Source organism: Klebsiella sp. CN_Kp100 (genome assembly GCF_040065315.1).
GTDB lineage: Bacteria > Pseudomonadota > Gammaproteobacteria > Enterobacterales > Enterobacteriaceae > Klebsiella > Klebsiella oxytoca.
Map to the genome: position 1 here is coordinate 76,627 of NZ_JBEAIJ010000008.1, position 25,407 is coordinate 102,033.

26 protein-coding genes are annotated in these 25,407 nt (G+C 55.4%); 12 read left to right on the forward strand and 14 right to left on the reverse strand.

All coding sequences use genetic code 11. The features are described 5' to 3' along the window. Positions 1-90: 90 nt before the first annotated feature. Positions 91-1,032, reverse strand: a complete 942-nt coding sequence (locus ABLV12_RS07890; RefSeq protein WP_348866964.1) for a LysR substrate-binding domain-containing protein — start codon at positions 1,030-1,032, stop codon at positions 91-93. A 117-nt stretch (positions 1,033-1,149) separates the two neighbouring features. On the opposite strand from ABLV12_RS07890, the gene ABLV12_RS07895 reads away from it, so the two are divergent. Next, positions 1,150-1,758, forward strand: coding sequence for a LysE family transporter (locus ABLV12_RS07895; protein ID WP_049129263.1), 609 nt, complete (start codon positions 1,150-1,152; stop codon positions 1,756-1,758). 146 nt (positions 1,759-1,904) lie between these two features. Here ABLV12_RS07895 and asr read toward each other — a convergent pair whose 3' ends face one another. Beyond that, a complete protein-coding gene (gene asr / locus ABLV12_RS07900; RefSeq protein ID WP_064395786.1) occupies positions 1,905-2,273 on the reverse strand; it encodes an acid resistance repetitive basic protein Asr in 369 nt (122 codons plus the stop codon). 173 nt (positions 2,274-2,446) lie between these two features. Then, complete coding sequence (locus tag ABLV12_RS07905) at positions 2,447-3,934, reverse strand: carboxypeptidase M32 (RefSeq protein WP_348866966.1); 1,488 nt, start codon at positions 3,932-3,934, stop codon at positions 2,447-2,449. A 336-nt stretch (positions 3,935-4,270) separates the two neighbouring features. On the opposite strand from ABLV12_RS07905, the gene ABLV12_RS07910 reads away from it, so the two are divergent. Next, positions 4,271-4,363, forward strand: a complete 93-nt coding sequence (locus ABLV12_RS07910) for a hypothetical protein (protein ID WP_004102479.1) — start codon at positions 4,271-4,273, stop codon at positions 4,361-4,363. 35 nt (positions 4,364-4,398) lie between these two features. Here the strand turns inward: ABLV12_RS07910 and ABLV12_RS07915 are convergent, their stop codons facing one another. Beyond that, complete coding sequence (locus ABLV12_RS07915) at positions 4,399-5,649, reverse strand: MFS transporter (protein WP_004102477.1); 1,251 nt, start codon at positions 5,647-5,649, stop codon at positions 4,399-4,401. A gap of 116 nt (positions 5,650-5,765) precedes the next feature. Here ABLV12_RS07915 and ABLV12_RS07920 point away from each other — a divergent pair, with 116 nt between their 5' ends. The 3 genes from ABLV12_RS07920 to bioD all read left to right on the forward strand — a co-directional run bounded on the left by ABLV12_RS07920 (position 5,766) and on the right by bioD (position 8,835). Next, entirely contained in the window at positions 5,766-6,659 is an 894-nt protein-coding gene (locus tag ABLV12_RS07920) for a LysR family transcriptional regulator (RefSeq protein WP_004102475.1), read from the forward strand. 132 nt (positions 6,660-6,791) lie between these two features. Continuing rightward, positions 6,792-8,012, forward strand: a complete 1,221-nt coding sequence (gene mlc / locus ABLV12_RS07925) for a sugar metabolism global transcriptional regulator Mlc (protein WP_004102473.1) — start codon at positions 6,792-6,794, stop codon at positions 8,010-8,012. A gap of 127 nt (positions 8,013-8,139) precedes the next feature. Continuing rightward, on the forward strand, positions 8,140-8,835 hold the full coding sequence (gene bioD / locus ABLV12_RS07930; RefSeq protein ID WP_004102470.1) for a dethiobiotin synthase: 696 nt from the start codon (positions 8,140-8,142) through the stop codon (positions 8,833-8,835). Here bioD and clcB read toward each other — a convergent pair. From clcB to ABLV12_RS07960, 6 genes are all read right to left on the reverse strand, one after another. Continuing rightward, positions 8,788-10,083, reverse strand: coding sequence for a voltage-gated ClC-type chloride channel ClcB (gene clcB, locus ABLV12_RS07935; protein WP_348866967.1), 1,296 nt, complete (start codon positions 10,081-10,083; stop codon positions 8,788-8,790). The genes bioD and clcB overlap by 48 nt on opposite strands. A gap of 141 nt (positions 10,084-10,224) precedes the next feature. Then, positions 10,225-10,833, reverse strand: a complete 609-nt coding sequence (dmsD, locus tag ABLV12_RS07940) for a Tat proofreading chaperone DmsD (protein ID WP_017145782.1) — start codon at positions 10,831-10,833, stop codon at positions 10,225-10,227. A 39-nt stretch (positions 10,834-10,872) separates the two neighbouring features. After that, positions 10,873-11,730: a DmsC/YnfH family molybdoenzyme membrane anchor subunit gene (locus tag ABLV12_RS07945; protein ID WP_123829688.1), complete on the reverse strand. Its 858-nt coding sequence runs from the start codon at positions 11,728-11,730 to the stop codon at positions 10,873-10,875. Between the two features lies 1 nt (position 11,731). Then, a complete protein-coding gene (locus ABLV12_RS07950) occupies positions 11,732-12,349 on the reverse strand; it encodes a DMSO/selenate family reductase complex B subunit (protein WP_004102463.1) in 618 nt (205 codons plus the stop codon). 10 nt (positions 12,350-12,359) lie between these two features. Next, positions 12,360-14,795 carry a selenate/tellurate reductase subunit YnfE gene (gene ynfE, locus ABLV12_RS07955; RefSeq protein ID WP_348866968.1) on the reverse strand — a complete coding sequence of 812 codons (2,436 nt, stop codon included), beginning with the start codon at positions 14,793-14,795 and terminating at the stop codon, positions 12,360-12,362. A gap of 148 nt (positions 14,796-14,943) precedes the next feature. Then, positions 14,944-15,195, reverse strand: a complete 252-nt coding sequence (locus ABLV12_RS07960) for a DUF1161 domain-containing protein (protein ID WP_004102460.1) — start codon at positions 15,193-15,195, stop codon at positions 14,944-14,946. A gap of 102 nt (positions 15,196-15,297) precedes the next feature. Between ABLV12_RS07960 and ABLV12_RS07965 the strand changes: the two genes are divergently transcribed. Continuing rightward, the gene (locus ABLV12_RS07965; protein WP_064395797.1) at positions 15,298-16,008 is read left to right on the forward strand and encodes a YnfC family lipoprotein; all 711 of its coding nucleotides are present in this window, start codon (positions 15,298-15,300) and stop codon (positions 16,006-16,008) included. Here the strand turns inward: ABLV12_RS07965 and speG are convergent. Further along, positions 16,002-16,562 (reverse strand): spermidine N1-acetyltransferase, encoded by a 561-nt coding sequence (gene speG, locus ABLV12_RS07970; RefSeq protein WP_004102449.1) that lies wholly within the window; start codon positions 16,560-16,562, stop codon positions 16,002-16,004. The genes ABLV12_RS07965 and speG overlap by 7 nt on opposite strands. 60 nt (positions 16,563-16,622) lie before the next feature. Continuing rightward, positions 16,623-16,964, reverse strand: coding sequence for a DUF1283 family protein (locus tag ABLV12_RS07975; RefSeq protein ID WP_004102447.1), 342 nt, complete (start codon positions 16,962-16,964; stop codon positions 16,623-16,625). Positions 16,965-17,100: 136 nt separating this feature from the next. Here ABLV12_RS07975 and ABLV12_RS07980 point away from each other — a divergent pair, with 136 nt between their 5' ends. From ABLV12_RS07980 to ABLV12_RS08005, 6 genes are all read left to right on the forward strand, one after another. Beyond that, positions 17,101-17,427: a YnfA family protein gene (locus ABLV12_RS07980; RefSeq protein WP_004102445.1), complete on the forward strand. Its 327-nt coding sequence runs from the start codon at positions 17,101-17,103 to the stop codon at positions 17,425-17,427. A 210-nt stretch (positions 17,428-17,637) separates the two neighbouring features. After that, on the forward strand, positions 17,638-18,852 hold the full coding sequence (gene rspA / locus ABLV12_RS07985) for a starvation-sensing protein RspA (RefSeq protein WP_004113339.1): 1,215 nt from the start codon (positions 17,638-17,640) through the stop codon (positions 18,850-18,852). Between the two features lie 15 nt (positions 18,853-18,867). Next, complete coding sequence (locus ABLV12_RS07990) at positions 18,868-19,887, forward strand: Zn-dependent oxidoreductase (protein ID WP_004113338.1); 1,020 nt, start codon at positions 18,868-18,870, stop codon at positions 19,885-19,887. A gap of 43 nt (positions 19,888-19,930) precedes the next feature. Next, positions 19,931-21,307, forward strand: coding sequence for an MFS transporter (locus ABLV12_RS07995; RefSeq protein ID WP_004102438.1), 1,377 nt, complete (start codon positions 19,931-19,933; stop codon positions 21,305-21,307). A 234-nt stretch (positions 21,308-21,541) separates the two neighbouring features. Continuing rightward, a complete protein-coding gene (locus ABLV12_RS08000) occupies positions 21,542-23,005 on the forward strand; it encodes a mannitol dehydrogenase family protein (RefSeq protein ID WP_348866969.1) in 1,464 nt (487 codons plus the stop codon). A 268-nt stretch (positions 23,006-23,273) separates the two neighbouring features. Further along, positions 23,274-23,705 (forward strand): universal stress protein, encoded by a 432-nt coding sequence (locus tag ABLV12_RS08005; protein WP_004102436.1) that lies wholly within the window; start codon positions 23,274-23,276, stop codon positions 23,703-23,705. A gap of 51 nt (positions 23,706-23,756) precedes the next feature. Here the strand turns inward: ABLV12_RS08005 and ABLV12_RS08010 are convergent, their stop codons facing one another. Together ABLV12_RS08010 and ydfG are read right to left on the reverse strand one after the other, a co-directional pair. Continuing rightward, a complete protein-coding gene (locus ABLV12_RS08010) occupies positions 23,757-24,443 on the reverse strand; it encodes a GntR family transcriptional regulator (protein ID WP_004102435.1) in 687 nt (228 codons plus the stop codon). A gap of 89 nt (positions 24,444-24,532) precedes the next feature. Continuing rightward, the gene (gene ydfG, locus ABLV12_RS08015) at positions 24,533-25,282 is read right to left on the reverse strand and encodes a bifunctional NADP-dependent 3-hydroxy acid dehydrogenase/3-hydroxypropionate dehydrogenase YdfG (RefSeq protein ID WP_004102434.1); all 750 of its coding nucleotides are present in this window, start codon (positions 25,280-25,282) and stop codon (positions 24,533-24,535) included. Positions 25,283-25,407: the final 125 nt, after the last annotated feature.

A 25,407-nucleotide genomic window follows, 5' to 3' on the forward strand; every position in this document is an offset into this window, starting at 1 on the left:
TTTACGGGAGGATTTATGTCTAAACAAGGTATTCGCGCATTAGTTTATGTTTCGGTCGTATCCGCGATGATCTGGGGCGCTACGGGTTATCTACTGGTTGCCGCGGTTCACGTTCTCTAATTCGGGCTCCTCTCCCCGGCGGAGAATATTATCGGGGAGCGGGCCGGGGATATGCTGATTTAAAAAGTGATGCAGTAAAGCGATGGGCTGTGGGCTGAGAGGGTTTTTCGGCCAGACAAAATAGTAGCCTTCGCCGGTAGTTACCGCCGTCGGGAAGGGTAAGGCCAGCAGCCCGGCGCGTATCGCGGGTAGATTAAGCAGCAGATCGCCAATACTGACGCCGTGCCCGCTCATCGCCGCCATGGTGCCTTGCTCAAGGGTATCAAAGACGATGCCCTGAGCAATATCCGGCGCAGGTCGCTCATAATGCTCGAGCCAGCGCCGCCAGTCACGGCGATCGGTGGACGGATGTATTAGCGTGCAGGCCGCTAAATCTTGCCTGGCCTGCTGCATCATCCCCGGTGCGCAAAGCGGGATTAACCATTCGGCAAAAAGCAAGCTGCAGCAGTTATTATTGCCAAAATTGCCATCTCCCAGGAGGATTGCGCAGTCGAATGGCTCCTGAGTAAAATCGACGCTGTCGCGATCCATCCACAGGCTGCTCATTTCCACTTCCGGTCGCTGGTGCTGCTGGCGAAACTGTTGCAGGACGTCCAATAGCCAGCGCATCGTAAGCGTTGACGGCGCCTTCAGCCGTAGCTTGCCTGCCTGACGACGCAGGGTCTGGCAGGCCCCGTCTATCGATGAAAAACTCTCATTCAGCGCCTTCGCCAGCTGATAGCCGGCATCGGTAAGCGTGACCTTTGGGCCATGGCGAACAAAAAGCCGGCATGCAAACCATGACTCCAGGGTGCTGACGTGGCGACTGACGGCGCCGGGCGTGACGTGCAGCGCCGCGGCGGCCTGACTAAACGAACCAAGCCGAGCGGCGGTTTCAAAAGCGCGCAGTGCGTAGAGCGGCGGCATAGACATTGGCAGAGATTTTCAATATTGAGTAAAACTCACATTCAAACTCACTATAAGTCGTTTTTCAACTCTGAAATCAGAGAGGAAGATAGGGTTTTAATTGGGAAATGGTGAGTTTAAATCATGAATATCTCTTTGCTGACGGCCTACTCTTTGACGGTACTGGCGCTTATTGCCACCCCGGGGCCGGTGGTGGTGTTAGTGACCGGCGCGGCGGCGCGGGAAGGCTTTGCCAGTGCGGTGCGCACGATGATTGGCGGGAATCTGGCTTCTTTATTGCTGCTGGCCGCTGCTGCTGCGATGCTGAACGGCATAGTGGCGCTTGATCCACGCGCGCTAACGCTGATGGCGACGATCGGATCGCTGTTTATTATTCGACTTGCGCTGGGGATGTTGCGTGCAGAGCCGGTGACGCAGGATGCATCGAAAAAGCGTAGTGGGGTGATGGCAGGATTTGCGACCGCGTTAAGCAATCCCAAAGATATCCTGTTTTTTGCCGCGTTTTTTCCGCAGTTTATTCCTGTAACCGACAGCTTCGGTTTTAGCCTGGGGCTCCTGACGGCGGTATGGGCGATGATCGACTTAGGCGTGCTTACGCTCTATATTCTGGCGGTTCGTCGTTGGTTAACGGCGCGTTACGCCCAGCGATTAACAACGGTGTCGGCGTTTTTCCTGCTAATTCTGGCGCTTTACGGCCTGGGCTACAACCTCTGGCAGCTAAGTCTTCAGTAGAGGAAAAAACGGCTGGCGACCAGCGCGCAGATAATCAGCAGGATCAGGATGAGCTCAAAACGGTAGCGCCGCAGCATAGTGCTCTCCGGAAAAAAACGGCGCTGAAGCCAGCGCCGGTATTATATCAATCAATCTCACCCGGGAGATTAAGCAGCCGGTTGGGCAGCAGCTTTAGCGGTATGGTGCCCGGTGGTTTTGTGGTGCTTTTTCGCAGCCTGGGCTTTCTGAGCTACCGGTTTAGCGGCGGCCTTTTTGTGTTTTTTGGCGGCCTGAGCCTTCTGGGTGGCAGCCGGTTTAGCTTCTGCTTTCTTGTGCTTTTTAGCCGCCTGCGCTTTCTGCTCTGCAGCCGGTTTAACAGCGGCTTTATGGTGTTTCTTGTGATGGGTCGCTTTAGCGGTGGTGCTGTGAGTTGCGGCAGCCGGAGCCGGAGTGGCGGTGGTGGCGGCATCGGCAGCGAAAGCGACAGAAGACAGACCCATAGCAGCGGCAACGACCAGAGCTAATACTTTTTTCATTCTGATATCCTCGAAAAGGTTTCTTGTTTCAACCCCACTGCGGGGCCGTTGAAAGAACTATATGCTTGTCTTATCGAGGTTTCCGTGAGTGTTTGGTATCGGCGTGTAACCGTATGTACAACCTGCTCTCACCGGGGATAATTGGGCGCCGGGAGCGGCCCGACGCCCGTAGCTTACAGATACCGCGAGGTGAGGTGCTGGCGGAAAAAGTCGCTGTTAAGGTCTTCCCCGGTCGCATGCTGTATCAGCTGCGAGGTGGTGAAACGGCTGCCGTGCTGCCAGATATTCTGCCGCAGCCAATCGAAGAGGGCGGTAAAGTTACCGTTGGCGATATCGCTTTCTAGCTGCGGAAGCGCCCGTCTGGCGGAAGCCATCAGCTGAGCGGCGTACATAGCGCCCAGCGTGTAGGACGGGAAGTAGCCAAAACCGCCATCGGTCCAGTGGATATCCTGCATACAGCCGTCCCGATAGTTGCCGGTAGTAGACAGTCCCAGCCAGTGCTGCATTTTTTCATCCCACAGCGCCGGAATATCATCAACCTCGATATCGCCATCAATCAACGCACGTTCAATTTCGTAGCGCAGAATGACGTGCGCCGGATAGCTCACCTCGTCGGCGTCGACGCGGATAAAGCCCGGTTTGACGCGCTGATTCCAGGCGATAAAGTTGTCGTGGCTAAAGGCCGGCTGCTCGCCAAAGTACCGGCGTACCGTTGGCAGCAGGCGTTGAAGAAAGGCTTCGCTGCGGCCGAGCTGCATTTCGAAAAACAGGCTTTGCGACTCGTGGATTGCGGTAGAGCGGGCGAGAGCGATGGGCTGATCGATCCAGTTACGCGGTAGATTTTGTTCGTAGCGTGCGTGACCGGTTTCATGAATCACGCCAAACAGCGCGCTGAGCAGATCGTTCTCGTTGTAGCGCGTGGTGATTCGCACGTCCTGGGGCACGCCGCCGCAGAAAGGGTGGGCGCTGATATCCAGCCGTCCGCTATCAAAATCAAAGCCCAGCACGCGCATCGCTTCCAGCCCCAGTTCGCGCTGGTCGGCAATCGGAAACGGCCCTTGAGGTTCGATGAGCGGCGTTTGCGCCTGCTTTTCAACCACTTTCTCCAGCAGCGTGGGAAGCCATGACTTGAGGTCAGCGAACAGCACATCAAGACGCGCACTGGTCATATCCGGTTCAAAAATATCCAGCAGCGCGTCATAGCGGGAGCAGCCTTTTGCCGCGGCGCGAATCTGCGCCTCTTCGCGGCTCAGCTTGACCACTTCCCGCAGGTTTTCAGCAAAACCCTGCCAGTCGTTCGCCGGACGCTGGCTGCGCCAGGCGTGCTCGCAGCGGCTACCCGCCAGCGATTTCGCTTCCACCAGGCTTTCCGGCAGCAGCGCCGCCTGCTCGTACTGGCGGGTCATCTCGCGCAGGTTGGCCTGCTCAGCATCGTTCAGCTCTTCCTGAAGCGCATTGCGCAGCCATTCGCCCACTTTTTTATCGGTCAGAATCTGATGTTGCAAAACGCCAAGCTCAGCCAGCGCTTCGCCGCGGGCCGCGCTGCCGCCGGGCGGCATCATGGTGAACATGTCCCAGCCGGCGATGGCGGAGAGATGCGAAAAGCGGGAAAGGCGCTGAAAGGTCTTTACAAGTGACTGATACGGCGAACTTTTTTCCATATTGTCGGATCCTGTTGGCTGTGTTTGCATAGGTGAGAATGGGGAGTATTCCATCACAATTCCTTTACCTTTCCCACAATGAAAAACCGGGGTGATGCTGACCTGGACGTCAGGCAGCGCTGGAATTGACCATCTGACCACAGCTACCCTAATGGAGTAAGGTGGTACAGACGGGTAAGTGATTGCCCGGACGGTTCGTCAGCATAATGTCATGATTAATCGATTGCGTATTTTATGTTTGGCTCGAAATAATCCGGATGTGCGCAAAATAGCAGTTTCTTTCTCTGTGGTTGGCTAAAATATAAACATAGACAGGCCGCTGATGTGAGGTGGATTATGAATCCGTTTACCTGGCTGTTTATCGCACTGCTTTCTATGGACGCCGTCAGAGAACTGATGGGCATGTCGTCGGTACTGGGAATGTGGTGAACTGCGTGGCCCGCTTCAGGCCACGCAAGCCCGCGTTACTTCAGGCGCTTGTGCAAACAGGCGCCGGTAAGCAGCGCAGCCAGCAGCATCAGCGCAATAAACCCGCCAACGCCGTTCCAGCCGTAGTTATGCCAGAACACGCCGCCTAATGTCCCCGCCATGCTGGATCCCAGATAGTAGCTGAATAAATAGAGCGACGAGGCCTGGCCACGCGCGCGGCGGGCTCGTGGGCCGATCCAACTGCTGGCGACCGAGTGGGCTGCGAAAAATCCCGCAGAGAACAGCAGCATGCCGATGAAAATCAGCCACAGCGATGAGAATAACGTCATCAACAGCCCGCCGAGCATAACCGCCGTGGAAAACAACATCACCGGGCCGCGGCCATAGCGCACGGTCATCGCACCGGCTTTTGGCGAGCTCCATGTTCCGGTTAAATAGGCCACCGAAAGCAGGCCTACGACCGCCTGGCTTAATGACCACGGCGAGAGCATCAGGCGATAGCCAATATAGTTAAACAGAGTGACGAAGGACCCCATTAACAAAAAACCTTCGAGGAACAGCAGGGGCAGCCCGCGATCGCGCCAGTGCAGACGAAAGTTGATCAGCAGCGTTTTTGGTCGCAGCGAGGTCGGACGGAAGTGGCGCGATTCCGGCAGGATGCGCCAGAACATCAGTGCTGCGGCAAGGGCGAAGCCGCTAATGACCGCCAGCGCAATCCGCCAGCCGAAGAAATCGGTGAATACACCGGTCAGCAGACGACCGCTCATGCCGCCGATGGAGTTACCGCTGATATACAGCCCCATCGAGAACGCCACCACGCTGGGATGGATCTCTTCGCTCAGGTAGGTCATGCCGACCGCCGCCACGCCGCTCAGCGACAGACCAATCAGGGCGCGCATAATCAGGATCCCGTGCCAGCTGGACATCATTGTCGACAGCAGGGAGCAGCAGGAAGCCAGCACCAGCGCCGTCACCATTACCTGTTTGCGGCCAATCGCGTCAGAGAGCGGGCCGGTAAACAGCAGGCCGACCGCCAGCATGGCGGTGGAGATGGACAACGAGATACTGCTGCTGGCTGGTGAGACGCCGAATTCAGTGGAGAGCACGGGCAGGATCGGCTGAACACAATAAAGCAGCGCGAAAGTCGCCAGTCCGGCAGAGAAGAGCGCAAGCGTAACGCGAATAAATTGCGGAGTGCCGCGTTTGATAAACTGGTTTGGCTGAGGAGCGATGGTGTCGCTGACGTCGCTTGCCGGGACGGCGTCAGCGGTAGTTGTACGGCTCACGGAAAAATCCTTGCTGATATACAGAGTTAAATGACCTTGCAGGGCACTTATTAAGGGTATGAAAATGTAAATATTCTGTCTAATATATTAATAATCTCAAATAAGACGTTTTAAATATGAATATTGAGCTGCGTCATCTGCGTTACTTTATTGCCGTGGCGGAAGAACTCCATTTTGGTCATGCGGCGGCGCGGTTGAACATATCTCAGCCGCCGCTTAGCCAGCAGATTCAAATCCTTGAGCAGCAAATTGGCGCACGTCTGTTTGCTCGTACCAACCGCAGCGTTAGCCTGACGGATGCCGGCAAGCAGTTTCTCGCCGATAGTCGGCAGATCCTCTCGCAGGTGGAAGATGCCGCCGCGCGGGCCGCTCGTCTTCACCACGGCGAGACCGGCGAACTACGCATTGGCTTTACTTCGTCGGCTCCCTTTATCAAGGCGGTATCGGACACGTTGTCGACCTTCCGCCATCGCTATCCGGATGTGCATATTCAGACGCGGGAAACCAACACTCGCGAGCAGATTGTGCCGCTAAACGAAGGGGCGCTGGACCTGGGGCTGATGCGTAACACCCAACTGCCGGAAACGCTGGTCTGGGAAAGAGTGCTGCGCGAACCGCTGCTGGCGATGGTGCCCCGGGACCATCCGCTGGCGAGCCAGCCTGGCGTTAGCCTGCGGGAGCTGGCGCGGGAGCCGTTCGTCTTTTTTGATCCTCATGTCGGTACTGGACTGTATGACGATATTCTGGGGTTAATGCGCCGCTACGACCTGACGCCGGTCATCACCCAGGAGGTGGGGGAAGCCATGACCATTATCGGCCTGGTTGCCGCCGGGCTTGGCGTGTCGATTTTACCGGCCTCATTCCGGCGGGTTCAGCTGTCGGAAATGTGCTGGTTGCCCATCGAAGAGCAGGATGCGGTCTCGGAAATGTGGCTGGTATGGTCTAAGCATCGTGAGCAGGGTCAGGCGGCGCGCCGTTTTCGTGAATCGCTGCTGGCCAGCGCCAGGTGATGCATTTAAGACAAATCAGGGCTAAAATGTGCGGTAAATCACAAGGCTAAGTAAAAATTTGACGAGTACCGTTGAAGTGCTTCACCATAGCCCTCAGTTTATTTCGAAGCGCGAAAATAAAGGGAGTCAACGGTGGTAGCGGACAGTCAGCCAGGCCATATCGATCAAATAAAGCAGACCAACGCGGGCGCAGTTTATCGCCTGATTGATCAGCTTGGCCCGGTGTCGCGCATCGACCTCTCGCGCTTCGCGCAGCTCGCGCCTGCCAGTATCACTAAAATCGTCCGCGAAATGCTGGAAGCGCATCTGGTTCAGGAAACGGAAATCCAGGAGCCTGGAAGCCGTGGAAGGCCCGCCGTAGGGTTGATGGTGGAAACCGAAGCCTGGCACTACCTCTCAATCCGCATCAGCCGCGGCGAAATCCACCTCGCGCTTCGCGATCTGAGCAGCGCGCTGGTGGTGGAAGAGCAGCTGGAGCTGGCATTACAACACGTCCAGCCCTTTGCGACGCGGCTCCTCGATCACGTAGACCAGTTCTTTATTCGTCACCAAAAGAAGCTGGAGCGTTTAACCGCCATTGCCGTCACTATGCCGGGAATTATCGACACCGAGCACGGTATTATTCACCGGATGCCATTTTATGAAGACGTTAAGGATATGCCGCTGGGCGAGATTTTAGCCAATCATACCGGCGTATCGGTCTATATTCAGCACGACATCAGCGCCTGGACCATGGCCGAATCGCTGTTTGGCGCCTCCAGGGGGGCGCGCGATGTGATTCAGGTGGTTATCGACCACAACGTGGGGGCGGGGGTGATCACCGACGGTCGTCTGCTGCACGCGGGCAGCAGCAGTCTGGTTGAAATCGGCCACACTCAGGTCGACCCGTATGGTAAACGCTGCTATTGCGGCAACCATGGCTGTCTGGAAACCATTGCCAGCGTCGAGAGCGTGCTGGAACTGGCGCAGATCCGCATGGCCAAGTCGATGAGCTCAATGCTGCATCAGCAGCCGCTCAGCGTCGAGTGGCTATGTGAGGCCGCGCTGCAGGGGGATTTACTTGCCCGCGACATTATCAGCGGCGTCGGGAACCACGTTGGGCGGATTCTGGCGATTATGGTTAACCTCTTTAACCCGCAGAAAATCCTTATCGGTTCACCTTTCAACCTCGCCGCTGATATTTTATTTCCGGCAATATCTGATTGCATTCGACAACAATCGTTACCGGCCTACAGCCGACATATTGCCGTTGAAAGCACGCAGTTTTCTAACCGGGGAACGATGGCTGGTGCGGCTCTGGTAAAGGATGCCCTCTATAACGGATCGTTGCTCATACGACTGTTACAGGGTTAACATTTTTTCATATTCACACCAAAAATTGCGCTATCTCAAGCCCGCCCTCGATGGCATCGCGTAGACTTTTTCCACAGTTGATTATTTCTCTCCCGTATATTTCATCAACATAACTGTGGGGTTAGTGATGTTTAAGCGTTTCTTCATAACAGGTACTGACACTTCTGTCGGCAAGACAGTCGTTTCCCGTGCGCTGTTGCAGGCACTCGCTGCCAGCGGCAAAAGCGTAGCCGGGTACAAGCCTGTGGCGAAGGGCAGTAAAGAGACGCCGGACGGACTGCGGAACAAAGATGCGCTGGTTTTACAGAGCGTGTCATCGCTGGTGTTACCGTATGATGCTGTCAATCCCATCGCGTTAAGCGAAGATGAAAGCAGCGTGGCGCATAGTTGCCCAATCAACTACGGTCTGTTGTCGGACGGCCTGCAGCGCATGAGCGCGCAGGTTGAGCATGTGGTGGTCGAAGGTACCGGAGGCTGGCGCAGCCTGATGAACGATCTGCGTCCGCTGTCGGAGTGGGTGGTACAGGAACAGCTGCCGGTGCTGATGGTGGTGGGGATTCAGGAAGGCTGCATCAACCATGCCTTGCTGACCGCACAGGCTATCGCTAACGACGGCCTGCCGCTGATTGGCTGGGTTGCCAATCGTATTAATCCGGGCCTGGCGCATTATGCTGAAATTATCGATGTGCTGAGCAAAAAACTGCCAGCGCCGCTCATCGGTGAATTGCCTTACTTGCCGCGCGCGGAACAGCGCGAACTGAGCCAGTATATCGACTTATCGATGCTCGGCGAGATGATGGCGGTAGATAGAATCCCGGCGTAACGTCCGCGACAGCACCGATGCCAGTACGCTGGCAATCAATAAACCGGGCAGTAAAACGTACTGTCCGGTCATTTCACAAATCATCAGCGTGGACATAATCGGCGCATGGGTTGTCGCCGCCAGAAACGCCGCCATGCCGGTTAAGCCTATCATTATCGCGATCTCCTGGTAATCAGGTAGCCACAGTCCCGTCAGGCTGGCGAACAGCATGCCGATCCCCAGGCCAACAAACAGCGTTGGCGTAAACACCCCCCCCGGCGCGCCGGAACCGCTGCTGGCCAGCACGGCGAGCAGCTTGCAGACAAAGACAAGAATGATAGCGCTGAAGAGCGGCGGCGAAAGCAGATAGCTTTGTACGACACTGTAGCCATTTCCCCAGACGGCCGGCGCGAGAAGCGAGAGCAGGCCGACAATAAGCCCGCCCAGCGCCAGCTGCCAGGGGGGCGACAGACGCAGCCGGACAAAGCAGTGATGGCTATAGCTCATCAGCCAGATAAACAGCGGCCCGCAAAGCCCGGCCAGCAAACCCGTTGCCAGCATTAACCCATAGTGGGTCGCGCGCAGGGTGGCGTGAAACTCAACGTGGTAGAGCGGCGCCGAACTTCCGTTCAGCAGATTGGTGAGCAGCAGGGCGGTTACCGCAGCAATGACGACCGGACCAAGCGACGCCAGCATCAGAGTGCCGAATAAGATCTCGGCGATAAACAGGCTGCCGGCAAGCGGCGCATGGTATGCGCTGGCCATCCCGGCGGCGGCGCCGCAGGCGACCCACAGCTTCCACTCATCTTTTGGCGTAAACCGGCGGGCGAACAGCGAGGCGGCCAGCGCGGCCAGCAGGATCATCGCCCCTTCCCGGCCAATAGCGCTGCCGGTGGTGACCACCAGCAGAGAGGCCAGCGATTTTACCAGGCTGGCCGGGGTATCAAACCCGCCGTCGCCGGTCTCGAGAGCTTCCATGTAGTCGGTTGGCGCGTGCGGACGTTCAACACTGCGGCGCTGCCAGAACCATAGCAGGGCGCCTGCGGCAAGGCCGCCCAGCATTGGCGTTAACAGCCGACGCCATCCGGGCATAGATTCAGCGGCGTTCACCAGACTTCCGCTGTCATTGCTCAGAAACAGGCTTTCCAGTCCCGCCATTGCATGGCGGAACAGGGCAACCGCGAGGGCGGCGAAGACGCCGACCAGCATGGCAATGACCAGACGGCGAAACATAACCTGGACATCAGGATAAGCGTGAAGACTATGCATTAGCGAATACGATTAGCGAAACAGATGGCTTATTTTCTCTGGATATAAAGATATAAGCAAAAGCGATAAGTGCGAATGAAGAGGAAAGGTGACATTGTCACTTGCAGGTGATGCCCGGCTGGCGGGCATCACCTGAGGGAGTTAACGGTAGAGCGGTTTCTCGGCCACCGCACAGGGCAGCCGCGCCTGCCATTTCGCCAGCGTCTCCTGCGCCAGCTGGCCAAGAGCCTGATAAAAAGGCTGATTCGCCTCGGCCACAAATACGCTCAGAAAGCGGCCGGACCACGGGAGGAGATGCCAGGCCAGAAGCTGGTTAAAGGCCTCATCCTGAGCAGATTCGCACAGCCAGGCTGCCAGCAGTAGCAGGGTGCCAAAGTGGTCTTCCGGCTCCGAACGTTGTTCGGACAGCGCGATGCCGGTTGCCCGCATCCATTCACGAAGCGCCAGCGTTGAGTCGCCAAACAACACGCTTTCTTTATCCAGCCAGACGGAGCCCCACGGCGGCGCAGGCAGCGCCCACGGACCGATAAACAGCCGCTGCCAGGCTTCCGGTAGCGGTTCATCGTCCTCGCGAGCGAACAGCGCCGCCAGGCCGTCCGTCACCGCGTAGGGCCACTGACTTCGCCAGCTGCCGTCGCGCAGGGCCGCAACCAGCGGAGCAGCCTGCTCGCTGTCCGGCGCAAAAGAGAACAGAGCGCCCAGCGTGCGGGCGCTGAGTGCGACAGCGTCGCGGTCTTGCGATTGCATCATACCATTCCTTACAGCAGAGGGTGCCGCAGCACCCGTTTATTAACCGGCAATCGCCGTACCCACGGTCATATGGAGACCATAAAACAGGCCGCGGCCGATAAACTCGCCGAGCATCACCAGTGCCAGTCCGAGCAACAAGCTGGCGATGCGCGGATTCTGGCGTCTTGCCAGCGGGCAGATCCAGCAGCCGAGACCCAGCGCCAAAAGAACTAACCGCAGGATTTGCAGCCAGCCATAATAAGGCAGCAGTGCGCTGGCCTGCTGTACGGAGCTGTGGATCTCCGCCAGCTCGCTGTTCTGCAATATGACGACCGCCAGGCTTGCCAGCAGCGCGAGCACGCTCATCGAAGCGAAAACTCTGCCGTTAAACGGCACGTTGGCTACGCGCAGCAGCAGGGCGGCGAAAAGCGGCCCGCACAGCACCATTGTCAGGAAAAATGCGGCGGTGGTGTAGGCATTATACCAGGTCGGCACGGTATCAATCTGGTACACCATGGTCATCTCAAGGACGAACAGGCAGCCGAGCAGCATAGTCAGCAGGAGCCAGGCTTTCGCCAGAACCCGCGGCATTTTCCCGAGAATCGTCACCAGCCACCAGAAACCCCCGACGGCGAAAAATAGCGCGCCGCTGGCAATTTCATTGCTTAACGCCGATGATCCTACCCGGTTAAAGGAGTTAAATGCCCGCAGCGGCGAGCCGAGGTGGATGATTGACGCGAGAAAACCAATCCCCATTATCAGCCAGATAAAAAACATGCCCCGCACCAGGCGCTGCCGGGCTTCGGAGTTGTTATTCAGCGAAAGCCAGCCCAGCCCGCTGACGATAATCGCCCCTGCGACGCTTTGCCCCAGCACCGTAAACAGCACCAGCGGCCATTCATGCCATCCGTTTCCCATTTTATACCTCCTTCGGGTTGGCCAGATAGCCGGTGGTATCGCCGCACGGACGCGCATTGGCGTTCGGTTTGATCACGATACTCGGCCTGGTAAAGTGCGCAGACGGCAGCGGAGCGACGGCGGCCAGCTGACCGTGTTTTTCGCGGAGTTCTTCGATGGGGCCAAAGTCGAGAGCCCGCAGCGGGCAGGACTCGACGCATATCGGTTTTTTACCTTCGGCGACCCGGTCGTAGCAGCCGTCGCATTTGGTCATATGGCCTTTTGCCGCGTTGTACTGCGGCGCACCGTAAGGGCAGGCCATATGGCAGTAGCGACAGCCGATGCATACCTCTTCGTTCACTACCACGAAACCGTCATCGCGCTTGTGCATGGCGCCGCTGGGGCATACTTTCGTGCAGGCCGGATCTGCGCAGTGGTTGCAGGCGATTGACAGGTAATAGGCGAAGACGTTTTGCTGCCACACGCCGTTATCTTCCTGCCAGTCGCCGCCCGCGTATTCGTAGATGCGGCGAAAGCTGACATCAGGCGTTAAGTTTTTATAATCCTTACAGGCCAGCTCGCAGGTCTTACAGCCCGTGCAGCGGGCGGAGTCGATAAAAAATCCATACTGAGCGCTCATGGTTTACTCCTTAAACCTTCTCGATTTCGACCAGATTGGTGTGCTGCGGGTTGCCCTTAGCCAGCGGCGAAGGGCGGTGCGTCGTCAGCGTATTGATACACGAGCCGCGATCGATACGATCGCCGTTCATATTGGCATCATGCCAGGCCCCCTGGCCCATCGCCGACACGCCGGGCATGATGCGCGGGGTCACCTTGGCCGGGATCCGCAGTTCGCCGCGGGCGTTGAATACGCGCACCATATCGCCGTTCTTGATCCCGCGTTTTTCGGCGTCCAGAGGATTTAGCCACACCTCCTGACGGCAGGCTGCCTGAAGTATATCCACATTGCCGTAGCTTGAGTGGGTGCGCGCCTTGTAGTGGAAGCCGAACATTTGCAGCGGGAACTTCTCGCGTAAAGGATCATCCCAGCCTTCAAAGGTTGAGGCGTAGACCGGCAGCGGGCTAATGGTTTCGTCCTTTTCGAGCTGCCAGTTTGCGGCGATCTCCGCCAGACGGCTGGAGTAAATCTCGATTTTACCCGACGGGGTTTTTAACGGATTGGCGGCCGGGTCTTTACGGAAGTCGCGATAGGCGACAAAGTGGCCGTTGGGGTCTTTACGTTTATAAATCCCCATCTTTTTCAGTTCGTCATAGCTCGGGAGCGCCGGGTCTTTCGCCAGCATTTTCGCGTATAAATGCTGCAGCCACTGCTCCTGGGTACGGCCTTCGGTAAACTTCTGGTGGACATCCTCGCCAAGCCGTTTTGCCACTTCGCTAAGGATCCAGTAGATAGGTTTGCGCTCAAATTTGGCGGAGGTGACCGGCTGAATGAAAATGAGATAACCCATATTGCCGGCGTAATCGTTGGGAATAATATCTTCCTGCTCGACGGTCATCAGGTCCGGCAGCAGAATATCGGCATATTTGGCCGATGAAGTCATAAAGTTTTCGATAACCACGATCATCTCGCATTTGCTTTCATCCTGCAGGATCTCGTGGGTTTTATTGATATCCGAGTGCTGGTTGATGATGGTGTTGCCGGCATAGTTCCAGAGGAATTTAATTGGCACATCCAGCTTCTCTTTGCCGCGTACGCCGTCGCGGGTGGCGGTCATTTCCGGGCCGCGAGCGATGGCGTCGGTCCAGCTAAAGCAGGAGATGGCGGTTTTAACCGGATTGGTCAGCACCGGCAGGCGTTCAATAGTAATGGTATAGGTGGATTCGCGGGCGCCGCTGTTGCCGCCGTTAATGCCGACGTTGCCGGTCAGTATCGGCAGCATGGCGATCGCTCGGGCCGACAGTTCACCGTTAGCTTGGCGCTGCGGTCCCCATCCCTGGCAAATATAAGCCGGTTTCGTGCTGCCGATTTCCCGGGCCAGCTTGATGATGCGGTCGACGGGAATGCCGGTGATCCGCGATGCCCATTGTGGGGTTTTCGCCGTGCCGTCGTCACCCTCGCCGAGAATATACGCTTTGTAATGCCCGTTCGCCGGGGCATCTGCCGGCAGCGTTTTCTCATCGTAACCGACGCAGTATTTATCGAGGAATGGCTGATCGACCAGATTTTCATTAATCAGCACCCAGGCGATGCCGGCCACCAGCGCGGCGTCGGTGCCGGGGCGAATCGGGATCCACTCATCTTCCCGCCCGGCGGCGGTATCGGTATAGCGCGGGTCGATAACGATCATTCGCGCGTTAGAGCGCTCGCGCGCCTGTTCTAAATAATAAGTGATGCCGCCACCGCTCATGCGGGTTTCTGCCGGGTTATTACCGAACATCACCACCAGCTTGCTGTTTTCAATATCGGAGGTGCTGTTGCCATCATTGCTGCCGTAGGTGTAGGGCATGGCGCAGGCAATTTGCGCTGTACTGTAGGTTCCGTACTGATTCAATGAGCCGCCGTAGCAGTTCATCAGGCGCATTACCGGTGAGGCGGTGGGTGACGAACGCGTCATGTTGCCGCCGACAATCCCCGAAGAGTAGTTAATATAAACGGCTTCGTTGCCATAATCTTTGACGATGCGTTTGAGATTGCCGGCAATCGTATCCAGCGCCTCTTCCCAGCTAATGCGGACAAACTTGCCTTCGCCGCGTTTACCGACGCGCTTCATGGGATAATTAAGGCGATCGGGATGATTAATGCGCCGGCGAATGGAACGGCCGCGCAGGCAGGCACGCACCTGGTGATCGCCATAAATATCCGCGCCGGTATTGTCGGTTTCGACCCAGACGACTTCATCGTCACGCACGTGTGAACGCAGCGCGCAGCGGCTGCCGCAGTTGACCGAGCAGGCCCCCCAGACAATCCGTTCTTCACCGCGCGTAGCGTCATGCACCGCGGCGGCGGCATTGCGCAGGCTGAAAGGCAGCGATAAACCGCCGGCGGCGAGGGCCAGCGAACCAAGGGCGGTTGATTTGATTAGCGTTCGGCGGGTAAGGCCGTCGGTATGTTCCTGGTTAGACATTGCTCACTCCATGATTTTGTTATAATGGCGTAATGCCAACGCCTGCTTAATGTCGGCGTGGAGAGTGAGGGATCTTACTTAAAACGGAGTAGAGAGATCTTATCCCCGGTCAACCAAGGGATAAGACTTCTCCAGTCATGCGGTGAGGTTACTGCGCGCCGCTGTCGCGGGTGTAGATGATTTTAAAGGTATCGTTGGCGCAGTGGCCGACCACCTGCTCGCCGGGCCGATCGGGCTGGTCGTTCGGGACGATCGCCAGGCTAAAGCCCGATTCCGGGACGCCGTTGTTGATGATTTTCTGCTGAATATCGCTTTTTACCCGCTCGCAGGAATCCGGCGCCGCGAAAGCAGCTGTCGAACCCAGAAGCAGGGCCGCACAGAGCCAGGGGGATAGTTTCATCATAAACTCCTTATTGACGTTATCCAGAATTAAGCATAGCAGAAGTGGTGTAAACAATTGTATTTGCTAATATGATTGTACTATGCACAAAAGGAATCGCGCGTGAAAAAACGGTTTTTGCTGTTACTGGCTGTCGGAGCGCTTAGCGCCTGCGATGAAAAGGGAGCACCTCAGGCCTTCACTCCCGAAATGGCGAGTTTTTCTAACGAATTTGAGTTCGATCCGCTGCGTGGGCCGGTTAAAGAGTTTAGCCAGACGCTGTATGACGAACATGATGAAGTGGTGAAGTGGGTTAAAGGGCGTTTATCCAGCGAAGGGTGCTTTGACCTGCTGGCATTTGAAGACCTGGAGAACAAAACCGGCGCGGCGCTGGTGCTGGACGCGAACTACTATCTGGATGCGCAAAGCCAGGAAAAAAGCCTGCGTTTGCAAGGAAAATGCCAGCTGGCGGAAATGCCTTCGGCGGGCGTGTCGTGGGAAACCGATGATAACGGATTTGTTGTCACCGCTCGCGGCAAGGAGAGCACCGCGACCTACCGCTATGATAGCGAAGGCTATCCGCTGGGTAAAACGACCACCGCTAAAGGCGAGCGTTTTACGGTAAGCTCAACGCCGTCGTCCGATCCGCGCAAAAAGATGGACTACACCGCAGTGAGCATCTTTAATGACCGCACGCTGGGCAACGTAAGTCAGACCTGCGATTACGACGACCACGACAACCCGGTAAGCTGTGAGCTTAAGGTTGTCGACGACAGCGTACAGCCTGCGCTGATCCGCCACTACACCATCAAAAGCACCATTGACTATTACTGAGCCGTCGGTTTCAGCAGCGTCTGGCCCTGTGGTTTATGCTCGGCCAGATACTGGTGTTGGAACAGGCACATACGGATGGTATTGCGGTATTCACCGTTAATAAAGAATTCGTGGATCAGTTCACCCTCCACCATAAATCCGAGCTTGCGGTAGATGTGGATCGCTTTTTCATTTTCTTTATCGACGATAAGGTAGAGCTTATATAAGTTGAGCACCATAAAGCCGTAATCCATGGCGAGCTTAGCGGCGCGGGTGGCCAGTCCTTTGCCCTGATAATCAGGGGAGATGATGATCTGAAACTCAGCGCGACGGTGCACGTGGTTGATTTCAACCAGCTCAACCAGTCCGGCCTTTTCGCCGTCGCATTCAATAACAAAGCGGCGTTCGCTCTGATCGTGAATGTGCTTGTCGTACAGGTCGGAAAGTTCAACAAAGGCTTCATAGGGCTCTTCAAACCAGTAGCGCATAACGCTGGCGTTGTTGTCGAGCTGGTGGACAAAGCGGAGGTCTTCGCGCTCAAGCGGGCGGAGTTTGACGTGATAAGCGTCAGTCATGGGAATACCTGTGTGTTATAGCGAAGTTTTACTGATTATGGCGCCCGCAGGCGCCATACATTACGGAGTAATAGTGCGGCCAGTGCGGCGGTCAAGGCAGCGCAGGGTGTTAGGTTCCCAGTACGCGTTGACGTTCGCGCTCTTCTGGCAGTTGTCCTGGGCATCAAAAGCCACGTCGGCTTTGTCCCACTCTTTTTCGGCGCGCTTGTTGACCTTCTGGCGTAAAGAGCGGGTGTCGTTCCACTGCTCTTTTTCCATCGCGGCCTGCTGGCGGCTCTGGGCGCTGTCGCCGGACTCAATGACCAGCTTGTCCGTTTTGGCGAACGACGATGCGGTAAAGACCATCGCGCTCAGCGCCAGCAGGGCGGTCAGACACCAGCGTTTGTTCAGTGTTGTGTTCATCACGATTTCCTTTAAGTGATCCCCGTGGTGTGAGTTTACTACATCTCCTTTCGACGGCATACCCGACAAAATAGAGTTAACGACGGCCATTATTGCGTAGAATGAGTTAACGCTTGCTCAACTTACGACGTTTTAAATGGTAAAAACCACGCTGCTTTTCTTTGCCACCGCGCTGTGTGAAATCATTGGCTGCTATTTACCGTGGCTATGGTTAAAACGTGGGGCGACGCCCTGGCTACTGATTCCGACCGGCCTGGCGTTGGCGCTTTTTGTCTGGCTGTTGACGCTGCACCCGGAGGCAAGTGGGCGGGTGTACGCCGCTTATGGCGGGGTATATGTTTGCACCGCTCTGCTGTGGTTGCGTTTCGTCGATGGCGTCAAACTGAGCCATTATGATTGGGCCGGGGCGCTGGTTGCGCTGTGCGGCATGCTGATTATTGTGGCCGGCTGGGGACGCGCTTAGCCCTTCTTTTCTGTTAAAAAAGCCGGGGTAAATACCGCTATCCCGGCCTCTTTGTCTTGTGCATTAGCCCATTCCTTCTCCGTTTATACCCTCCCTGACCGCGCTGAGATAATGTGATCTGTCGCGTCTTTTTCGATCGTTATACTTGTATGGTAGTAGGTCTGATGTTTTAATTTTGTTCACTAACCGCATAGAAGTAAGGAAGAAGAAATGAAGATCGTTGCCGCTGAAGTTTTCGTCACCTGCCCGGGACGCAACTTCGTCACCCTTAAGATCACCACTGATGATGGTATCGTCGGTTTAGGTGACGCGACGCTAAACGGCCGCGAGCTGTCCGTTGCATCGTATCTGCGGGATCACCTCTGCCCGCAGCTGATTGGCCGCGATGCGCACCGCATAGAAGATATCTGGCAGTTTTTCTACAAGGGCGCCTACTGGCGTCGCGGCCCGGTCACGATGTCGGCGATTTCCGCTATCGATATGGCGCTGTGGGATATCAAAGCGAAGGCTGCGGGTATGCCGCTGTATCAGCTGCTGGGCGGGGCTTCGCGGGAAGGGGTCATGGTTTATTGCCATACCACCGGCCACTCTATTGACGAAGTGCTGGACGACTACGCGCGCCATAAAGAGATGGGGTTTAAAGCGATTCGCGTGCAGTGCGGCGTGCCGGGAATGAAAACCACTTACGGTATGGCGAAAGGTAAAGGCCAGGCCTACGAACCGGCAACGAAAGGCCAGTGGCCGGAAGAACAGCTATGGTCCACCGAAAAGTATCTCGATTTCACTCCACGCCTGTTTGCCGCCGTGCGCGAAAAGTTCGGTTTTGACGAGCATCTGCTGCACGACATGCACCACCGCCTGACGCCGATCGAAGCGGCGCGTTTTGGCAAAAGCATTGAAGAGTACCGCCTGTTCTGGATGGAAGACCCGACCCCGGCAGAAAACCAGGAGTGCTTCCGTTTAATTCGTCAGCATACCGTCACGCCGATTGCCGTTGGAGAAGTGTTCAACAGCATCTGGGACTGTAAACAGCTGATTGAAGAGCAGCTGATTGACTATATCCGTACCACCATCACTCACGCTGGCGGGATTACAGGAATGCGCCGGATTGCCGATTTCGCCTCGCTTTATCAGGTGCGCACCGGCTCGCACGGGCCGTCCGATCTCTCTCCGGTCTGCATGGCCGCCGCGCTGCATTTCGACCTGTGGGTACCGAATTTCGGCGTACAGGAATATATGGGCTACTCCGAGCAGATGCTGGAAGTTTTCCCGCATAGCTGGACATTTGATAACGGCTATATGCACCCGGGGGAAAAACCGGGACTCGGTATCGAATTTGATGAAAAACTGGCCGCGAAATACCCCTATGAACCGGCTTATCTGCCTGTCGCACGTCTGGAAGACGGCACGTTGTGGAACTGGTAACGAAGGAAATAACAAATGAAAAGTATCGTAATTCGTCAGCCGAATGAACTGGTGATTGAAGAGCGTCCGCTCCCGCAACCTGCCGCAGGAGAAGTACGGGTTAAGGTGAAACTGGCGGGAATATGCGGTTCCGATAGCCATATTTACCGTGGTCATAATCCGTTTGCCAAATACCCGCGGGTGATAGGCCATGAATTTTTTGGCGTTATCGACGCCATTGGCGAGGGCGTTACCGATAAAGCCATCGGCCAGCGCGTGAGCGTTGATCCGGTCATTAGCTGCGGTCATTGCTACCCTTGTTCCGTGGGCAAGCCGAACGTCTGCACTTCGTTAGTGGTGCTTGGCGTGCATCGGGACGGGGGGTTTAGCGAATACGCGGTGGTGCCGGCGAAAAATGCCTGGCGGGTGCCTGACAACGTTTCCGACAAGGATGCGGTGATGATTGAGCCTTTCACTATTGCGGCCAACGTTACCGGGCACGTTTCGCCGACCGACCAGGATATTGCGCTGGTATACGGGGCGGGTCCTATGGGCCTGACGACCATACAGGTGCTGAAGCGGGTGTACCGCGTTAAGCAGGTTATCGTTGTCGACCGCATTGATGAACGCCTGCAGATGGCCGAGCGTAACGGAGCGGATTGGGTAATTAACAACAGCAATGAGCCTCTGGCTGACACGCTGAAGGCGCAGGGGATCCTTCCGACGCTGATCATTGATGCGGCCTGCCATCCCTCTATTTTACAAGAGGCGGTTACCCTGGCCTCGCCGGCGGCGAGAATTGTCTTGATGGGCTTCTCGACTGAGCCTTCGCAGGTGGCGCAGCAAGGAATTACGGGGAAAGAACTGTCGATTTTCTCATCGCGGCTTAACGCCAATAAATTCCCCGTGGTCATTGATTGGTTAGAACAAGGGTTAATTGATCCGCAGGAGTTGATTACCCACGAATTTGCGTATCAACACGTTGTTGACGCTCTTGAGCTTTTTGAAAATGACAGAAAACGTTGCTGTAAGGTTTTATTAACCTTCGGGCAATAATAACAGGTGCGGACTTTGTACCCTACAATTAGAGATAATCATTATGACTACCGTTAAAAATGAGAGAACCACTTCCGATCTCATTCGTGCAGCCGTATCTGGTTGGTTAGGTACTGCGCTGGAGTTTATGGATTTCCAGCTCTATTCCCTGGGCGCAGCGCTGGTTTTCCACGAGATATTTTTCCCGGAGCAATCTGCCGCTATGGCGCTTATTCTGGCGATGGGCACCTACGGCGCAGGCTATATTGCGCGCATCGTCGGCGCCTTTATTTTCGGTAAAATGGGCGACCGTATTGGGCGTAAGAAAGTCCTGTTTATTACCATCACGATGATGGGTATTTGCACTACGCTCATTGGCGTGCTGCCAACCTATGCGCAGGTGGGGATTTTAGCGCCGGTATTGCTGGTCACATTACGCATTATTCAGGGACTGGGCGCGGGCGCTGAAATATCCGGTGCGGGCACCATGCTGGCGGAATATGCGCCGAAAGGTAAGCGCGGAATTATCTCTTCGCTGGTAGCGATGGGAACCAACTGCGGTACCTTAAGCGCTACGGCTATCTGGGCGGTGATGTTCTTCGTGCTGGATCGCGAACAGCTCGTCGCGTGGGGATGGCGTGTGCCGTTCCTCGCCAGCGTAGTGGTGATGATCTTTGCCATCTGGCTGCGCCTCAATCTGAAAGAAAGCCCGGTATTTGAAAAGGTGAGTGAAGAAGGCAGTCTGCAAAATGGAGTGGCCGCTCAGGAAGGCTCCTTCAGCGCAATGCTGAAAAGTAAGTCTTTCTGGCTGGCCACGGGGCTGCGCTTTGGGCAGGCCGGAAATTCAGGGCTGTTGCAAACGTTCCTGGCGGGCTATCTGGTTCAAACCTTAATGTTTGATAAAGGTATCCCCACCGATGCGCTAATGATCAGCTCCGTGATTGGTTTTATCACCATTCCATTCCTGGGCTGGCTGTCAGATAAAGTAGGGCGCCGCATCCCTTATATTATCATCAATATTTCAGCCATTATTCTGGCCTGGCCGATGCTGTCGATTATTGTTGATAAAAGCTACAGCGCGAGCACCATTATGGCGTCATTAATCGTCATTCATAACGTCGCTGTATTAGGCCTGTTTGCGCTGGAAAATATTACGATGGCTGAAATATTCGGCTCACGTAACCGCTTTACCCGCATGGCAATCTCTAAAGAGGCGGGTGGTTTAGTCGCGGTTGGCTTTGGTCCTGTTCTGGCCGGTATCTTCTGTAATATGACCGGTTCATGGATGCCCATTGTTGTTATGCTGGTGTGCTACTCAATCATCGGCTTAATTTCTGCCATCCTGATGCCTGAAGTTCGCGATCGCGATCTGAGCTTGCTGAATGATGCAGCGGATTGCGCACCGCAGAATAAAGCGGTGGGCAACGGGCAATATATTTAAGCAGCATAAACTCCGCACCGAATGATGATAGCCAAAAATAACAATCTGCCGGGCCTTTAGCCCGGCATTTTTCACGCTTTTAGTGCCTGAAATAGCACGGTAAATAACCCACTCTGTCTTGTATGGTAGTTGATAAAGGTCAAGGATATCATACCGGTTGCATGAGAGGGTTTATATCAACAGCCCATTCTCACTTCATGTGGGGATCCAGAAATCATAAATATGAGAGCCACTATGGAAAATATGCTTTTAACAGCGCATGCCACGCTGCCATCCTACGATCGTAACCGTCTCGTTCCGCGCATTGTCCATCTGGGCTTTGGTGCATTTCATCGCGCGCATCAGGCCGTATATACAGATATTCTGGCGACGGAGCACGACAGCGACTGGGGTTATATTGAGGTAAACCTGATCGGCGGCGAACAGCAGATTGCCGACCTGCAGCAGCAGGATTTACTTTTTACCGTCGCGGAAATGTCGGCCGATGCCTGGACCGCTCGCGTTGTTGGCGTGGTTAAGCAGGCGATACATGCCCAGGTGGATGGCCTGGAAAGCGTACTGGCGAAAATGTGCGAGCCCGAGGTCGCGATTGTGTCACTGACCATTACTGAAAAGGGCTACTGCCACTCTCCGGCCAGCGGCCAGCTGCAGCTGGACCATCCGTTAATTGCTGCCGATTTACAACATCCTCATCAACCGAAATCCGCGCCGGGCGTGGTGGTTGAAGCGCTGGCGCGGCGCAAAGCAGCAGGACTGCCGCCGTTCAGCGTCATGTCCTGCGATAATATGCCGGAAAACGGTCACGTAATGCGTAATGTCGTCTGCGCCTATGCTAACGCTGTCGATGCTGAGTTAGCCGAGTGGATTGCGCGTAATGTCACTTTTCCCTCCACTATGGTGGACCGCATCGTTCCGGCGGTAACGGCCGATACATTAGAGAAAATTGAGCAGCTTACCGGCGTTCGTGACCCGGCGGGCGTCGCCTGTGAGCCGTTTCGCCAGTGGGTCATCGAAGATAACTTTGTCGCCGGTCGTCCAGAATGGGAGAAAGCCGGCGCCGAACTGGTCTCTGACGTGCTGCCGTTTGAAGAGATGAAGCTGCGTATGCTAAACGGCAGCCACTCTTTCCTTGCCTGGCTGGGCTATCTGGCCGGCTACCAGCATATTAATGACTGCATGCTGGACGACAACTATCGCCGCGCCGCGCATGCGCTGATGATGACTGAGCAGGCGCCGACGCTAAGCGTACAGGGCGTTGATCTGGCACGCTATGCCGGCCTGTTGAACGATCGCTATAGCAACCCGGCGCTGCAGCACCGTACCTGGCAGATAGCCATGGACGGCAGTCAGAAGCTACCGCAGCGGATGCTGGATTCGATTCGCTGGCACCTGGCTCATGGCAGCGACTTTACGCTGCTGGCGATGGGCGTTGCCGGCTGGATGCGCTACGTCAGCGGGGTGGACGACCGTGGGCAGGAAATTGAAATTTCCGATCCGCTATTGCCGATCATCCAGCAGACTGTCCAAAATAGCGCGGACGGAGAAGAGCGGGTTAAAGCGCTGATGGGCATTGAGGCTATTTTCGGCCAGGACCTGAGCCAGGAGCCCCGGTTTGTTAATGAGGTTACGCGCGCTTATCTGTCGCTGAAAAAACACGGAGCCAAAGCGACCGTTGCCGCCTGGGCTCAGGAGAACTAAACATGGTGCCGCCGATGATGGCGGCATTACTGTTACATACCATTTCTGAACACTATTTTTATGTTCAGGGAGGGCTGTTTAAATAATAAATCTTGATCCAGATCGTTGAATATACATAACTTTATCTAACAACAGTTAAGTATAAATAATTGGCGTTTATTTTAATCTCTAAAGTATTTATTTGGGTGATTTATCATTCACCTGCTGAAGTAACTATGGCATGATGAGTTAACTTACTAAGTTTCCTCAGAAAAAAGGAGAACGGTCTATGTACAAAAAAATTTTGTTGCCAGTAGACGTTTTTGAAATGGATTTAAGTGATAAGGCGGTGCGTCATGCCGAGTTTTTGGCCTCAGCGGATGAAGGTGAAATAACGCTGCTCAACGTTCTGCCGAACAGCAGTAGCTCAATATTGCGCGGCTTTGCGGCTGATATACGTAAGTTTGAAGCCTATATGCGCGAGGAGTCGGAGAAAAAAATGAAGACGATATCCCGTCTGTTCTCGATTCCCGCCGGGCGAATTCACTCCAGGGTGGTGTTTGGCAACGTACGTGATGAAATCCTGGCGGTGAGCAGTAATGAAGAATTTGATGTTATCGTTATTGGTTCCCGTAAACCGGGAATATCAACCCATCTGTTGGGCTCTAACGCCGAGTCGATTTTACGCCACGCCAAAATACCGGTTTTGGTTGTCAGATAATACCGATCATTTTGTTTCTGGCGGCAGAGAAACGTTCTGCCGCTACGCATTTTACTCTTCGCTAAACCAGTCGCTATTTTCCTGACGTACCAGCAGCACGGATTCGCTAATTTCTTGCAGATGCAGGCTCATCGCCTTTTCAACCGCATCCGGGTTGCGGGCCACCAGCGGCTGGAAAATATCATAATGCTGGCGCAGCATCATATCGGGAGGAGTGACGTGATCGAGGCTCATGTAGCGCACCCGGTCAATGGTGGCTTTAATGTTTTCAACGGTATCCCAGGCGAGCTGGCAGTCGGCAATTTGCGAAAGCTTCTGATGAAACTCATCATCCAGCTGGAAAAAATCGGTTAACTGCTGGCGCTCAACCGCCGTGCGCTGCTGATTAAGATTTTGCTCAAGCTGGTAGAGCTGCTCATCATTCACCATTCCGGCAGCGCGTCGCACCACGGCGCATTCGATAGCCTGGCGGACAAAACAACCGTTGCGTACCTGCGAGAGAGAGATCTTATTTACGTAGCTGCCGCGCTGCGGACGGATCTGGATCAGGCCATTTTCAGCCAGTTTTATAAAGGCTTCGCGCACCGGCTGGCGAGAAACGTCAAAGCGCACGGAGACTTCTTTCTCCGAAAGCGGGGTCCCGGGCGGAATCAGACAATGGACGATATCCCGACGAAGGATACGATAAATTTGCTGATTTACGGGCTGTGTCGGATTCAGTTGAGCTTCTGCGGCCATTGATGGTTACTTTTTATAAGGTAGTTGCGCTATTTTACGGGATTTTTACCGTCCAGCCCAGACCCGGCCTGCAGGCCGGGTCACGGAGCTTAGCCCTGACGGTGAACGTTCAGTCCGGCAAAACTTTGGCTGACCGGCATCATTTCCAGGGTATTGATGTTGACGTGTTTTGGCAGGTTCGCGACCCACCAGACCGCTTCGGTGACGTCTTCCGGCGTCAGGGCTTCGGTATTCTCGTAGGCTTTACCCGCCTTCGCGTCGTCACCTTTAAAGCGCACGTTAGAGAATTCGGTTCCGCCAACCAGGCCCGGTTCAATATCGGTCACGCGCAGGGCCGTACCGTGCAGGTCTGTACGCAGGTTCAGGCTGAACTGGCGCACAAACGCCTTGGTCGCGCCGTAGACGTTACCGCCTGCATATGGCCACGCGCCGGCGACTGAGCCGATGTTAATGATATGGCCGCGATTACGTTCAACCATTCCCGGCAGAACGGCGCGGGTCATATAAACCAGCCCTTTGTTATTGGTGTCAATCATGTCTTCCCAGTCTTCAATGCTGGCTTTATGCGCGGGTTCAAGACCCAGCGCAAGCCCGGCATTATTGACGAGAACATCAATCGCCTGCCAGTCAGCCGGCAGCCCGGCAATCATCTCTTCGATGGCTGCGCGATTGCGTACGTCCAGCTGGGCGGTATAAAGATTCTCGCCCAGCTCATCCTTAAGAGTTTTCAGGCGTTCTTCGCGACGCCCGGTGGCAATCACTTTGTGACCGTTAGCGATAAAACGGCGAGTAATGCTTTCACCAAAACCCGCGGTTGCTCCGGTAACCAGGATAATCATCTTACTGTTCCTCAACGCTTTTTGTGTCTTCATACCATAGCACGCGATCCCGGCGACGGGTAATGGAAATCATCAGTCAGACGTTGTCGATCGCGGCGATACACAGAGTATTGATTGCGGTCAAT

Coding starts and splice junctions, on each gene's coding strand:
- ABLV12_RS07960 (WP_004102460.1), bottom strand. CDS start 15,195: ATGAAACTATCCCCCTGGCTCTGTGCGGCCCTGCTTCTGGGTTCGACA.
- ABLV12_RS07905 (WP_348866966.1), bottom strand. CDS start 3,934: ATGGAAAAAAGTTCGCCGTATCAGTCACTTGTAAAGACCTTTCAGCGC.
- ABLV12_RS07950 (WP_004102463.1), bottom strand. CDS start 12,349: ATGAGCGCTCAGTATGGATTTTTTATCGACTCCGCCCGCTGCACGGGC.
- ABLV12_RS08010 (WP_004102435.1), bottom strand. CDS start 24,443: ATGGCCGCAGAAGCTCAACTGAATCCGACACAGCCCGTAAATCAGCAA.
- asr (WP_064395786.1), bottom strand. CDS start 2,273: ATGAAAAAAGTATTAGCTCTGGTCGTTGCCGCTGCTATGGGTCTGTCT.
- rspA (WP_004113339.1), top strand. CDS start 17,638: ATGAAGATCGTTGCCGCTGAAGTTTTCGTCACCTGCCCGGGACGCAAC.
- ABLV12_RS07910 (WP_004102479.1), top strand. CDS start 4,271: ATGAATCCGTTTACCTGGCTGTTTATCGCACTGCTTTCTATGGACGCC.
- ABLV12_RS07980 (WP_004102445.1), top strand. CDS start 17,101: ATGGTAAAAACCACGCTGCTTTTCTTTGCCACCGCGCTGTGTGAAATC.
- ynfE (WP_348866968.1), bottom strand. CDS start 14,795: ATGTCTAACCAGGAACATACCGACGGCCTTACCCGCCGAACGCTAATC.
- ABLV12_RS08000 (WP_348866969.1), top strand. CDS start 21,542: ATGGAAAATATGCTTTTAACAGCGCATGCCACGCTGCCATCCTACGAT.
- ydfG (WP_004102434.1), bottom strand. CDS start 25,282: ATGATTATCCTGGTTACCGGAGCAACCGCGGGTTTTGGTGAAAGCATT.
- ABLV12_RS08005 (WP_004102436.1), top strand. CDS start 23,274: ATGTACAAAAAAATTTTGTTGCCAGTAGACGTTTTTGAAATGGATTTA.
- ABLV12_RS07990 (WP_004113338.1), top strand. CDS start 18,868: ATGAAAAGTATCGTAATTCGTCAGCCGAATGAACTGGTGATTGAAGAG.
- ABLV12_RS07995 (WP_004102438.1), top strand. CDS start 19,931: ATGACTACCGTTAAAAATGAGAGAACCACTTCCGATCTCATTCGTGCA.
- ABLV12_RS07975 (WP_004102447.1), bottom strand. CDS start 16,964: ATGAACACAACACTGAACAAACGCTGGTGTCTGACCGCCCTGCTGGCG.
- speG (WP_004102449.1), bottom strand. CDS start 16,562: ATGACTGACGCTTATCACGTCAAACTCCGCCCGCTTGAGCGCGAAGAC.
- dmsD (WP_017145782.1), bottom strand. CDS start 10,833: ATGATGCAATCGCAAGACCGCGACGCTGTCGCACTCAGCGCCCGCACG.
- ABLV12_RS07895 (WP_049129263.1), top strand. CDS start 1,150: ATGAATATCTCTTTGCTGACGGCCTACTCTTTGACGGTACTGGCGCTT.
- ABLV12_RS07945 (WP_123829688.1), bottom strand. CDS start 11,730: ATGGGAAACGGATGGCATGAATGGCCGCTGGTGCTGTTTACGGTGCTG.
- clcB (WP_348866967.1), bottom strand. CDS start 10,083: ATGCATAGTCTTCACGCTTATCCTGATGTCCAGGTTATGTTTCGCCGT.
- ABLV12_RS07920 (WP_004102475.1), top strand. CDS start 5,766: ATGAATATTGAGCTGCGTCATCTGCGTTACTTTATTGCCGTGGCGGAA.
- bioD (WP_004102470.1), top strand. CDS start 8,140: ATGTTTAAGCGTTTCTTCATAACAGGTACTGACACTTCTGTCGGCAAG.
- ABLV12_RS07890 (WP_348866964.1), bottom strand. CDS start 1,032: ATGTCTATGCCGCCGCTCTACGCACTGCGCGCTTTTGAAACCGCCGCT.